At 65.4% G+C, this 12733-nt stretch carries 10 protein-coding genes; 5 read left to right on the top strand and 5 right to left on the bottom strand.

Going from position 1 to position 12733, the window contains the following annotated elements; all coding sequences use genetic code 11:
- The first annotated feature begins 326 nt into the window (after positions 1–326).
- Positions 327–557, top strand: a complete 231-nt coding sequence (locus OU426_RS08580) for a hypothetical protein (RefSeq protein ID WP_267633527.1) — start codon at positions 327–329, stop codon at positions 555–557.
- 322 nt (positions 558–879) lie between these two features.
- On the opposite strand, the gene OU426_RS08575 is transcribed toward OU426_RS08580, so the two are convergent.
- The 5 genes from OU426_RS08575 to OU426_RS08555 are packed head-to-tail and all read right to left on the bottom strand — an operon-like array spanning position 880 to position 8164.
- The gene (locus OU426_RS08575; RefSeq protein WP_267633526.1) at positions 880–4269 is read right to left on the bottom strand and encodes an error-prone DNA polymerase; all 3390 of its coding nucleotides are present in this window, start codon (positions 4267–4269) and stop codon (positions 880–882) included.
- Positions 4266–5747, bottom strand: a complete 1482-nt coding sequence (locus OU426_RS08570) for a Y-family DNA polymerase (RefSeq protein ID WP_267633525.1) — start codon at positions 5745–5747, stop codon at positions 4266–4268. Before OU426_RS08570 ends, OU426_RS08575 begins: the two co-directional genes overlap by 4 nt.
- Positions 5662–6249, bottom strand: coding sequence for an ImuA family protein (locus tag OU426_RS08565; RefSeq protein WP_267633524.1), 588 nt, complete (start codon positions 6247–6249; stop codon positions 5662–5664). The genes OU426_RS08570 and OU426_RS08565 overlap by 86 nt, the downstream gene beginning before the upstream one ends.
- Before the next feature lie 55 nt (positions 6250–6304).
- Positions 6305–7366, bottom strand: coding sequence for an ABC transporter ATP-binding protein (locus tag OU426_RS08560; protein ID WP_267633523.1), 1062 nt, complete (start codon positions 7364–7366; stop codon positions 6305–6307).
- Positions 7367–7378: 12 nt separating this feature from the next.
- The gene (locus tag OU426_RS08555; RefSeq protein WP_267633522.1) at positions 7379–8164 is read right to left on the bottom strand and encodes an IclR family transcriptional regulator; all 786 of its coding nucleotides are present in this window, start codon (positions 8162–8164) and stop codon (positions 7379–7381) included.
- Between the two features lie 104 nt (positions 8165–8268).
- On the opposite strand from OU426_RS08555, the gene OU426_RS08550 reads away from it, so the two are divergent.
- The 4 genes from OU426_RS08550 to OU426_RS08535 are packed head-to-tail and all read left to right on the top strand — an operon-like array spanning position 8269 to position 12671.
- Positions 8269–9516: an ABC transporter substrate-binding protein gene (locus tag OU426_RS08550; RefSeq protein ID WP_267633521.1), complete on the top strand. Its 1248-nt coding sequence runs from the start codon at positions 8269–8271 to the stop codon at positions 9514–9516.
- 58 nt (positions 9517–9574) lie between these two features.
- Positions 9575–10462, top strand: coding sequence for a carbohydrate ABC transporter permease (locus OU426_RS08545; protein WP_267633520.1), 888 nt, complete (start codon positions 9575–9577; stop codon positions 10460–10462).
- Positions 10463–10473: 11 nt separating this feature from the next.
- Positions 10474–11319 (top strand): carbohydrate ABC transporter permease, encoded by an 846-nt coding sequence (locus tag OU426_RS08540; protein WP_267633519.1) that lies wholly within the window; start codon positions 10474–10476, stop codon positions 11317–11319.
- Entirely contained in the window at positions 11316–12671 is a 1356-nt protein-coding gene (locus OU426_RS08535; protein WP_267633518.1) for an alpha-glucosidase/alpha-galactosidase, read from the top strand. Before OU426_RS08540 ends, OU426_RS08535 begins: the two co-directional genes overlap by 4 nt.
- The last annotated feature ends 62 nt before the right edge of the window (positions 12672–12733 follow it).

Here is a 12733-nt window from a genome sequence, read left to right as displayed (position 1 = left end):
TCTGCAGAGTGGCCTGCGCCCCCCCAGAGGACCGGCAGGTAACGCGCCAGTGGCGCGTTACCCGGTCCGATTGGCGCTGACGCGAGGCAGCGCCAAGGGGCTCTCGGCAAGACCGGACGATTGGGCACGGACGGCGCCTGCCCTGGCGGGTGCGAATGCGCCCGCCGCCCGGAGGGCGGGCGCTGGCCGTGCGTCAGGCGCACGGCCGGGATAGTGTCGGCCGGTGACCGTGCGCGGGGCGATGGCCCCGCGCATTGGGGCGCGTCCAAATCCCGCCCCTTTCCGCCGTTAACCTTGCCCAGACGACAACAGCGGAGGGGTCCTCCATGAAATATGTGCAGGCAATTATCGCGCTCGGCCTTTTCGGCTGGGCCTCCTATGCGGTCCTGACCGACAGTTTCCCGGGTGGCGAGGGCGGCTCGTCGAAGACGCGGGCACTGAAATCCGTCGTCACGGCGGCCACCGACCAGTTCGGCACCCTGCAGACCGCGGCGGGTCTGGCCGTCTTCGGCCTTCTGCTCGCCCTCTTCTTCCTGCGTCGGCAGGAATCCGAATAGGTCTGCGCCGGCCGGTCGCGGTTCGCGGGCATGGACCGCTTCTTGGCCGAAGTTCAGCGCCGGGGCTATCGGGTGGCCGTGAACGGCGGCCAGATCATCATCTTTTGCAACCGCGCCCCAGTCCGCTGGCTGACCTCTCCCCCCGCGCCGCCGCCGATTTCTTGAAAAGAAATCGGACCGAAAACCTTCAAGGATTTCGGCGCCCTTCGCCGTACCGGTCCCCTCCAAACCCTTTCCAGACCCTTGCCCTTCCGTTCGCCCCTGTCGGGACGGATGCGGGACGGATGCGGGACGGGGGGCCGACGCTTGCGGGACGGGATATTCAGTGGAAATCGCGGCTGGGGAACAGCCTCTTCGCCTGCTCTCTGGGGTGCATCGCCCGCGGCGGCTGGCGGGGTGGTTTGCGGGGCTGGCGGGGGGCCTCGTCGGCCTTGGGATGGGTGATGCCCACCGCCCCGTCCATCGGATGGCCAAGCTCGGAGAGGCGGTGGGAAATATCCTCGATCTCGTCGGCGATCAGGTGGACAACGATCCCCTCCCGCTCCAGCCGCCCGGTGACGCGGAGGAGGCGGCCCCCCATGACCGCGCGGCGGAAGCGTTCGTAAACCTTTGGCCAGACAACGATATTTGATACACCCGTCTCATCCTCCAGCGTCAGGAAGATGACGCCAGAGGCGGTGCCGGGCCGCTGGCGGGTGATGACGAGGCCGCAGACCGATGTGCGGCGGAGGGGGGCGCCGACCAGCCTCTCATGCGGCGTCAGCCCCGGCAGCGCGGGGCGCAACAGCTCCATCGGATGGGCGCGGAGCGTCAGGCGCAGCGCGATGTAATCCTCCACCACCTCCTCGCCCAGATGCATGGCCGGCAGGGTGACGCGCGGCTCGGCCAGCCCCTCGCCATCAAGCGGATCGGCAAACAGCGGCAAAGGCGCCGCCCCCCTTATCCCCCTGACCTCCCACAGCGCCTCGCGGCGGCTGAGACCCATCGACAGGAAGGCGTCCGCCTCGGCCAGCCGTTCCAGCACCGCAGGCAAAAGCCCCGCGCGCAGCCACAGGCTTTCGGGGTCGGGATAGCCGTTGCCGCGCGCGGCGACGATCCAGCCCGCCTCCTCCTCCCGGAAGCCCTTGATCTGGCGAAAGCCGAGCCTGAGCGCCAGCGCCCCGTCGGCGCGGCGTTCCAGATGATTGTCCCAGCCGCTGCGGTTCACGCAGATCGGCCGCACCTCGACCCCGTGGTCGCGCAGATCGCGCACGATCTGGGCGGGGGCGTAAAAGCCCATCGGCTGCGAATTCAGAAGCGCGCAACCGAAGACCGCCGGATGGTGGCATTTGAGCCAGGACGAGACATAGGTCAGCATGGCGAAGGCCGCGGCATGGCTTTCGGGAAAACCGTAATCGGCGAAACCCTCGATCTGGGAAAAGCAGGCCTCGGCGATCGCCTGATCATAGCCGTTCGCCCGCATGCCCGCGATGAACCGGTCGCGGTGGGCGCCGATCGTGCCCATCCGCCGGAAAGAGGCGAGCGAGCGGCGAAGCTGGTCGGCCTCTTCGGCGGAATAGCCCGCCCCCACCACGGCGATCTGCATCGCCTGTTCCTGAAAGAGCGGCACGCCCAGGGTCTTTTCGGTGACCCGGGCAAGCGCGGGGCCGAAAGGTTCCGGCGCCTCCAGCCCTTGGCGACGGCGGATATAGGGCTTGACCATGCCGCCCTGGATCGGCCCGGGGCGGACGATGGCGACCTCGATCACCAGATCATAGAAGGTCGCGGGCTTCATGCGCGGCAGGAAATTCATCTGCGCCCGGCTTTCGACCTGAAAGACGCCGACCGCATCGGCGCGCTGCAGCATCCGGTAGGTCGCGGGATCTTCCTGCGGCACGGCATCGAGCGTGAGGCGGGTCCGTTCATGTTCTTCCAAGAGATCAAAGGACTTGCGCAGGCAGGTCAGCATGCCAAGCGACAGGACATCGACCTTGAGGATGTTCAAGGCGTCGATATCGTCCTTGTCCCATTCGATGACGGTGCGCCCCTCCATCGCGGCATTCTCGATCGGGCACAGTTCGTCGAGCCGCCCGCGGGTGATGACGAAGCCGCCGACATGCTGGCTGAGATGACGGGGAAAGCCGATCATCTCGCCGATGAGGCGGATGGTCTGGGCCAGCCGCCGGTTGGACGGATCAAGGCCCAGTTCGCGGATACGCTCGGGCTCCGCCCCCCGGCTCGACATGCCCCAGATCTGGCCCGACAAAGCGGCGGTCACATCCTGGGACAGGCCCATGACCTTGCCCACCTCGCGGATCGCGGCACGCGAGCGGAAATGGATCACGGTCGCGCAGAGGCCCGCGCGATGGCGGCCGTATTTTTCATAGATCCACTGGATGATCTCTTCCCGCCGCTCATGTTCGAAATCGACGTCGATATCGGGCGGCTCGCCCCGGTGGCGCGAGATGAAGCGTTCAAACACCATGCCGATCATGTCGGGCGAGACGTCGGTGATGCCGAGAAGGTAGCACAGGACCGAATTGGCGGCCGACCCCCGCCCCTGGCAGAGGATGCCGCGCGAACGCGCCTCGGACACGATGTCATGGACGGTGAGGAAATAGGCGGCATAGTTCAGCTCGCCCACGAGCGTCAGCTCCTTTTCCATCAACCCCAGAACCCGGTCCGGTGCGCCCCCGGGGTAGCGCCGTTTCAGCCCGTCGCGCGACAGCCGTTCCAGCCGGGCCTGCGGGCTTTCGCCATCGGCGATCTCGTCGGGGTAATCGTAGCTGAGTTCCGACAGGTCGAAGCTGCAGCGCGCGGCGATCTCAAGCGTGCGGCGCAGTGCGGCCGGGTGGCCGCGGTAGAGCCGCGCCATGTCGGTGGCGCCCTTCAGGCGGCGTTCGCCATTGGGCAGCGCGCGGGTGCCGATCCGGTCGATGGTGATCCCCTCGCGCAGGCAGGTCAGCACATCGGCCAGCTGGCGGCGCGCGGCGCGGTGCATCAGCACATCGCCCACCGCGACCATCGGCGCGGAAGTGGCCAGTGCCAGATGGGCGCAGGCGTCGAACCAGGCCTGATCGGACCCGTCATAGCGCGGCGGCGCGCCAAGAAAGACCTGCCCCGGATAGCGGCGGCAGAGCCGCTGGATAGGCAGGCGCGCGGCAGCCAGATCGGTGGGTGGCAGCGCGATCAGGATCATGCCCCGGCAGCCCTCTTCCAGATCGGCGAGCGTCAGGTGGCATTCGGCCTTGCCCGCCCGGCGTTTGCCGAGTGTCAGAAGCCGCGCCAGCCGTTGATAGGCATCGCGGTCGGTGGGCAGGGCCAGCCAGTGGACCGGGCAGTCCGTCAGCACCAGCCGCGCCCCCACGATCAGCTTCGGCAGGACAGGCTTTTCCGGCACGGCCAGATCCTGCGGCGTGCCGATCACCTGCCGCGAGCAGGGATCGACCCGGTGGGAGGAGCGGATGCGCAGCTTTTCCTCGGCCTCCTTCCTCAGCACCTTCAGCGCCGACCAGGCGCGCACCACGCCCGCGAGCGTGTTGCGGTCGGTGATCGCGATGGCATCGAGGCCCAGTTCAGCGGCGCGCAAGACCAGTTCTTCGGGGTGGGAGGCGCCGGTTAGGAAGCTGAAGTTCGAGGTGACGCAGAGTTCGGCATAGCGCGACCCATCAAACAGGCGGTGCGGCGACCCGGCGGCTGGCAGAGAGGCAGGCGGGGAGGTAGGCTTCGTCATGCGAATTCCCCCTGCACGAACCAGCCGGGGTTTTCCGGTGTGTGGAACAGCCACAGGCGACGCCCCTCGCGCGTCTCGACCTTCCAGTAATCGCGCAGGCCCGCGCGCCAGCCTTCATCCTCCAGCCACCATTCCGGGGCGATCCGTTCGGGCCCGGTGGCCTGGCCTGTGGTCAGCATCATGCGCCGCCAGCGGAACCGGTCGGGCGGGCGATTGCCCCGGCCCGCGATCGGTTCGGGCGGAAAGAGGCTCAGGGGCCGCGGGCGCGGGTTCAGCCATGCCCCTTCGGGGCGGCTGAAGGCGGCAGGCGCAAGGGTGAAGGCGCGTTCGGGGATATGGCTGTCGGCGGGCAGGAAGCGGCGGATATTCTCCAGCCCGATCCGTGTGCCGATCCGGGTGATGAGGTCATCCAGCCGTTCGGGTTCTTGGCGCGCGGCGCCTATGGCGATCTGCTGGACGGCGAGCGGTTCGACCGTCACCGCCTCCAGGCGGATCTGGTCGATGCCATAGCCCGCGTCGACCTCGGCGATGCCACGCTCGAACAAGGGCAGGATGCGGGCGGGCTCGCGCATCGGCCCGGCCAGACGCAGTTCCACCTGCCGGCTGGCCTGATCGACGCGCCTGAGGGTCAGCTGCAACCGCCGCGCCCCCGCGCCGTTCGCCTTCAGCCGCTCGCACAGGGGGGCCAGAAGCCGGGCCGTGGCCGCCATCACGTCGGCAACAAGGCCGATCGGTTCGGGCAAGGTCAGGCGCAATCCGTAATGCGGCGGCTCGGCCAGGGGCGAGAGCGCCTCGGGCGCCCGCCCCAGCGCCTGATCGAGCCGCATCAGAAGCCCCGGTCCGAAGCGGCGCGAAAGCGGCGCCCGCGCCGTGGCCAGAAGATCGCCGATCCGGCGCAGGCCAACCCGTTCAAGCCCGGTCGAAACCTCTGGCTCAAGCCGCAGCGCGGCGACCGGAAGGGGGGAGAGAGCCTCGGCCTCGTCCCCCGGTGCCGCGATCCCCTCGCCGTAATGGGCAAGCGCCCAGGCCGCGCCGCGTGTGCCCGCAAGCCCGAGCCTGAGTTCCAGCCCCGCCCGCGCAGCGCGGGCGCGCATGTCGGCAAGCATCGCCGCCTCGCCCCCGAAGAGATGGGGCGTGCCGGTGATGTCCAAGACCAGCCCGTCCGCGCCCTCCACCCCCACCCAGGGCGCATAAAGCCGGGCCCAGCGGCTGAGCGCGGTCAGGAAACGCGCGTCAAGATCGGGCCGCGCCGGGCGGCTGACCAGATCGGGGCAGTAGGCGCGGGCGTCGGCAAAGCTCATGCCCCGGTGAAGGCCCGCCTGCTCGGCCTCTCTGTTCAGGCAATAAAGCCGCTCGGCATTCTTGTCCTTCAGCGTGAGGGCAAAGGGCGCCTCAACCGGGCGCGCGCGCAGAACCCGGTCGCTCGCCAGCCGGGGAAACCACATGCAGATGACGCGTTTCTTCATTCCAACGAACATGCCAGGCGCCAAGTGTTCCCGATTTGTTCTTGATACTTTCCCACCGCATCAGAGTCGAGTCCCGCGCGCCTGGATCGAAGAGGGGTGCGGCTTGCCATCGGGTCTCGGCGGCGTTCGAGCCCATGCCTTCGGGGATCAGGCACAGCCCCGTCGCCCGGCCCGCCTTGGCGGCAAGCTGGAGCCTTCGCCCCTCGCGCAGGTCCAGGGGCCGCGTGACTTCCACCACCACGAAGGGCGCGGCGCCGTCCTTGAGCGCCTCTTCAGTCACGGCGAGGCTGTCGGTCTGGTCCTTGCCAAGCGCCAGAAGCAGGCGCGCGGGATCGAAGAAACGGGCCACGGCGACCGGGTTCACGCTGTCGGCAAGCCAGCCCTCGCGCACCCAGATCACCGGGCCCGTAGCGGAGGCGGCCGCGATGGCGGCAAAGGCGAAGGCGCCGGGGCCACAGACCTCGTGCACACGCGCCCGTCGCAGGGGGAAGCTGGAAGAAAAGCCGGTTTGCATGCGCCGACGCTAGCCGAAAAGGCGGGGTTTTCCAACGCCTCCTCGTAAGGGTGGTTCAGCGCAGGCGCTGTTCGGTCACCGGATCGAAGAAGAGTGCGTGCGCCGGATCGAAGCCGACCTGAACCGGCGTCCCTTCGGCAATCGTCTCGTCGTTCCGTGTCTCAACGATCAAACGGGCGCCGCCGGGTGCTGTGAGGTAATCGTAGGACACGCCGCCCAGCCGTTCGCGGATGTCGAGCGTGATGGCAGAGGGGCCCGGCGTCACCGTCAGGTGCTGCGGCCTGAGACCGACAAGCACCGTTCCGCCTTCCGCAGGCAGGGCCACTTTCGTCGAGACCGCCACATCGCCAAGCGCCGCGATGCGCACCCTGCCCGTCTCGACCCGACCTTCAAGGAAATTCATGCTGGGCGAACCGATGAAGCCCGCCACGAACCTGTTGTTTGGGTCGCTGTAAAGCTGCATCGGGCTGCCGACCTGTTCGATCTTTCCGGCGCGCAGCACCACAATCTTGTCGGCCAAGGTCATCGCCTCGACCTGATCATGGGTCACATAGATCATCGTCGCGCCGATTTCCTTGTGCAGCCGTGCGATCTCGACCCGCATGTCGACTCGGAGTTCGGCATCGAGGTTCGACAGGGGTTCGTCGAAGAGAAACACCTCCGGCCCCCGAACGATGGCGCGGCCGATCGCCACACGCTGGCGCTGGCCGCCCGACAGGGCCTTGGGCTTGCGGTCGAGATAGGGGTCAAGCTTCAGGATGCGGCTCGCCTCGGCGACTTTTGCCCTGATCTCTTCCTTCGGGTGGCCGGTCATCTTCAGGCCGAAGCCCATGTTCTCGGCCACCGTCATGTGCGGATAAAGCGCGTAGGTCTGAAAGACCATCGCCACGCCACGCTCTGCCGGGTCAAGGGCGGTCACGTCGCGCGCGCCGATCCGGATCGCGCCCGATGTGGTCTGTTCGAGCCCGGCAACCATCCTGAGAAGCGTGGACTTGCCGCAGCCCGAGGGGCCGACGAAAACGCAGAACTCACCATCGCCGATATCGAGGTCAACGCCGTGAATGACCCCGACGGGCCCGAACTTCTTCACGACATTCGTCAGAGTTACGCCGGCCATTCCATCCCTCCGCTAGACAATCTCTGGAAACTGCCAGCTCTCCGCCTCGGCGCCGATGGCGGCGGCGCAGTGCAGAAGCCGGGGTTTCAACGCATTCAGTTCCTCAAGCGTGTGGCGCGAGGTCGAGGTTGCGATCGACACCGCCCCGATAACCCGGCCCGCACGCGACCGGATCGGCGCCGCGATCGAGATGATGCCGCGCTCGTGCTCTTCCCGGTCGAAGGCAACGCCTTCGGCGCGGATGATCTCAAGTTCCGCCAGCAGCGATGCCGGGCCGGTATGGGTGGCGGGCGCATAGGGGTGAAAGGACTGCTGCGGCATGACCTTGTCGCGCGACGCCTCAGGCAGGAAGGCGAGGATCGCCTTGCCCACGCCGGTGCAATAGGCCGGCGCCACCCGCCCCGCCTGGGCCAGCGTTTCGAACATGTTGGTCGTCTTGCGCTTGTCGACGAACAGGATATGGCCATTGTCGATCTGCGCCAGATGGATCGCCTCGCCCACTTCGGCCGCCAGCGCATCGAGATGCGGCCGGGCGAGCGGCGCGAGCGAGCTTTGCGCCCAGGCATTATGGGCAAGCCGGACGAGCCGGACGCCGATCCTGTAGGCGCCGCTGTCCAGATCCTGCGAGAGCATCCCCTGGTTCACCAGCGTCTGCAGCAGTCGGTAAAGCGTTGCCTTGGGATAGTGCGATAATGCGAGCAGATCGGAAAAGCGGACGGGGCCGCCCTGATCGGCAACCATTTCAAGCACATCGAGTGCCTTCCCCACCGTTCCGTCGGCATGACCTTCGCTGCCCATGCGCCTTACCCCTGCGACTCAGTTGACAGGTTAGAGGATAGCGGACATAGTTTTCAATATTCAAGACTTAGTTTCACTTAATGGAACCACATCGGGAGGATACAATGGTCCATTACGCACGGGGCGCGCTCGCCCTGACGGCGGCTTTGCTGATGACAACGGCAGCCGTCGCCCAGGACAAGCGCGTGGTGAAGTACAATGCGGATTACGATCCGGCGCCGCTTGCGGCGATGGAGCAGGTGATCGCCGATTTCGAGGCAGCAAACCCCGACATCGACATCCAGCTGAACAATTTCGACCATGAAGGCTACAAGACCGCGATCCGGAACTTCCTGACCGCGGACGCGCCGGACCTTGCCAACTGGTACGCGGGCAACCGGATGGCGCCTTTCGTGACTTCGGGCCAGTTCATGGATGTCTCGGATGTCTGGGAAGCGAACGGGCTGAAGGATTCGCTCGGCTCAGCGCTCGCCTCGATGACCATCGACGGAAAGCAATGGGGCGTACCCTATACCTACTACCAGTGGGGCATCTATTTTAACCGCGACGCCTACAAGGCGGCGGGTGTGGACGTTCCGGGACCGGAAGGCGTGAGCTGGGACCAGTTCGTGTCCAATTGCGAGAAATTCGCAGCCGCGGGCATCGACTGCATCACCACCGGCACCAAGGCCCTGTGGCCGGGGGCTGGCATCTTCGACTATCTGAACCTGCGCACCAATGGCTACGAGTTCCACATGGACCTTACGGCCGGCAAGGTTGCCTGGACGGATGACAAGGTGCGCGCGACCTTCGCGGAATGGGCCAAGATCCAGCCCTACGTCACCAAGAACCATGCAGCAATCGACTGGCAGGATGCGGCAGCGCTTCTGGTGCAGGGCAAGGCCGCGAACTATGTGATGGGCAACTTCGCCGTCGCCGTCTTCAAGGAAGGCGGGATGACGAACGACAATCTGGGCTTCATGGGCTTCCCGGAAATCACCCCCGGTATCGCCCGCGCCGAAGAGGCCCCGACCGACACGGTCCATATCCCGTCGGGCGCCAAGAATGTCGACGATGCGAAGAAGTTCCTTGCCTATCTCGCCTCGGCGGACGCCCAGAACAAGATCAACGCCGCCATGGGACAGCTGCCGATCAACAAGGCATCGACCGTTGCCGACGATCCGTTCCTGCAGGCAGGCTTCCAGATGCTGTCGACGGCGGACGGCGGGATCGCGCAGTTCTTCGACCGGGACGCACCCGCCGAAATGGCCAAGGCCGGGATGGAAGGCTTCCAGGAATTCATGGTGAAGCCGGAAAACCTTGATGCGATCCTCGAACGGCTCGAGAAAATCCGCCAGAAGGTCTATCAATAATCGACCCTGGCCGGGCGGCGGTTTCGTCGCCCGGCCCTTCCGGACTGAAGGCGAAGCCATGACCGACTTCTGGAAATCGAACCAGCGCCGCATCGCGCCCTGGCTTTTCCTGGCGCCCGGCCTTTTCATGTTTGCGGTCTATGTAATCATCCCGATCTTCCAAAGCCTGTGGATCAGTCTCTACGACTGGGACGGGCTGGGCGCGAAGGTCTGGATCGGCACCGCGAACTATGTCGAGCTGTGGGATGATGACGCCTTCTACACCTCGCTGAAGAACAACGTCATCTGGCTGATCCTCTACCTGCTTGCCGTTCCGGCGGGCCTTTTCATCGCGATCTTCCTCAACCAGACGATCACCGGCATGCGGCTATATAAGTCGCTCTTCTTCTTCCCCTTCGTGATTTCGCAAGTCGTCGTCGGCCTGATCTTTTCCTGGTTCTACGCGCCCGATTTCGGCCTCTTCTACAAACTCATCGAGCTTCTGACCGGCCAAAGCATCGCGATCCTCGCCGATGACCGCTTTGTCACTTACGGCATCATCGCGGCTGGCCTCTGGCCGCAGATCGCCTATGTGATGATCCTCTACCTCACCGGTCTCAACAATGTCGCCCCCGACCAGATCGAGGCGGCGCGGCTCGATGGCGCGAAGGGCTGGCGGATGCTCTGGTATGTCGTCCTGCCGCAGCTTCGGCCCGCGACCTTCATCGCGGTTGTCGTCACGGTGATCGGGGCGCTCCGGTCCTTTGACCTTGTCTCGATCATGACCGACGGCGGGCCTTACGGATCGTCGCGCGTCCTGTCCTTCTACATGTACGAACAGGCGCTTTCCGAATACGGCTACCGCATGGGCTATGGCGCGGCAATTGCCGTGGTTCTCTTCGCGATCATGATGGTCTTCATCTCGGGCTTCATCTGGAAGATGTGGCGCGACGAGAGCGAACGGTAAGGGGCCCAGCGATGTTTCCCAGACCCATCGAACAGACATCCGCCCCCGCCCAGTGGCTTTACAGGATCGCCGTGCCTGTCGCGCTGATCCTCTGGCTCCTGCCGCTGATCGGCGTCGCCGTTACCTCGGTCCGCCCGGCCTCGGACCTCGCGCAGGGCAATTATTTCGGCATGCCCTCGTCGCTCGCCTTTTCGAACTACCGCGACGTCTTCGCCAATTCGCCGATGGGCGCCTATATGCTCAATTCCTTCAAGGTCACGATACCGACAGTGATCGGCGCCGTGGCCCTGTCGTGCATGACCGGCTTTGCGTTGGCGATCTACCGCTTCCGCTCGAACCTTCTGGTCTTCTTCCTGTTCGTCGCGGGCAATTTCGTACCCTTTCAGATCCTGATGGTGCCGGTCCGCGACCTCACGCTTCACCTCGGCATGTACAACAGCTGGTACGGGCTCGCGCTGTTCCACATCGCTTTCCAGACCGGTTTCTGCACGCTTTTCATGCGTAATTTCATCAAGGCCCTGCCGTTCGAGCTGATCGAGGCGGCGCGGGTCGAGGGCGTCAGCGAGGTCCGGATCTTCTGGTACGTGGTCCTGCCGCTGATGCGGCCAGCCATCGCGGCGCTGTCGGTCCTGATCTTCACCTTCATCTGGAACGATTTCTTCTGGGCCACCGTTCTGTCGAACTCACCGGAGTCGCAGCCGATCACCGCAGGGCTTTCTTCACTGAACGGTCAATGGATCGCACAATGGCATCTGGTCAGCGCAGGTTCGATCCTCGCCGCCGTGCCGCCCGTCGCCATGTTCTTCCTCATGCAGCGGCATTTCATCGCCGGTCTGACACTCGGAGCGGTCAAATGACGAAAATCGCCTTCATCGGAGCGGGCTCGACCGTCTTCATGAAGAACATCATCGGTGATGCGCTGCATTTCCCTGCGCTTGCCGACGCGACCATCGCGCTGATGGATATCGACGGTGAACGGCTGGCCGAAAGCGCGCTGGTGGCGCGCAAGCTGGTCTCGACCCTCGGTACCGGCGCGAAGGTCGAAACCCACACCGACCGCCGGGCGGCTCTGGCTGGCGCGGATTTCGTCATCGTCGCCTTCCAGATCGGCGGCTACCGGCCCTGTACCGTCACCGACTTCGACATTCCCAAAGCGCATGGCCTGCGTCAGACCATCGCCGACACATTGGGTGTGGGCGGCATCATGCGGGGTCTCAGGACCGTGCCGCATCTCTGGGCGATCTGCGAGGATATGCGCGCGCTTTGCCCGGATGCGATCCTCCTCCAGTACGTCAACCCGATGGCGATCAACACCTGGGCCATCGCCGCGCGCTACCCGGAGATCCGGCAGGTGGGCCTTTGTCATTCGGTGCAGGGCACTGCCCATGAACTGGCCCGCGATCTCGGGGTGGACCCCGCGACGCTCGTCTACCGGGCGGGCGGCATCAACCACATGGCCTTCTACCTGGAGTTCGGCCAGCGCCAACCCGACGGCACGATCCGCGACCTCTACCCCGCACTCCGTGAGGGCTACCGCGCGGGCCGCATCCCCTTGGAAAGCAGCTGGAACCCGCGCTGCCCCAACCTCGTGCGCTATGAGGTGATGATGCATCTGGGGCATTTCGTCACCGAAAGCTCCGAACATTTTGCCGAATATGTGCCCTGGTTCATCAAGTCCCACCGCCCCGACCTGATCGAGCGCTTCCGTATCCCGCTCGACGAATATCCCAGGCGCTGTGAGGAACAGGTCGCCGCCTGGAAAGCGCAGGCCGATCAATACCGCAAGGCCGACCGGATCGAAGTGAAGCAAAGCCACGAATATGCCGCCACGATTATGAATGCGGTCACCACCGGCGCACCTGCGGTCATTTACGGCAATGTCGCGAACCGTGGCCTGATCCCGCAACTGCCCGAAGGCTCTGCGGTCGAGGTGCCCTGCCTTGTCGATGCGAACGGCATCCAGCCCACACCGGTCACCGACCTGCCCCCGCAACTGACCGCGCTGATGCGCACAAACGTGAACGTGCAGGAACTGACCGTTGCGGCCCTGATGACCGAGAACCGCGATCATATCTATCATGCCGCCATGCTCGACCCGCATACGGCGGCCGAACTGGACCTTGGCCAGATCCGCGCGCTGATCGACGATCTGATTGCCGCCCATGGCGACTGGCTGCCCGCCTGGGTGCGAACATCGAGGGCCGCATGAGACTTGCCCTTTCATCTTGGCCCAAATACCTCCGCCGGAGGCTCCCCGACGCTCCGCAATCC

This window comes from Frigidibacter sp. RF13 (genome assembly GCF_026626305.1).
Taxonomy (GTDB): Bacteria; Pseudomonadota; Alphaproteobacteria; order Rhodobacterales; family Rhodobacteraceae; genus TMP-24.
Note: the sequence above shows the minus strand (reverse complement) of the source record. Positions and strands in the feature narration are given on the sequence as shown.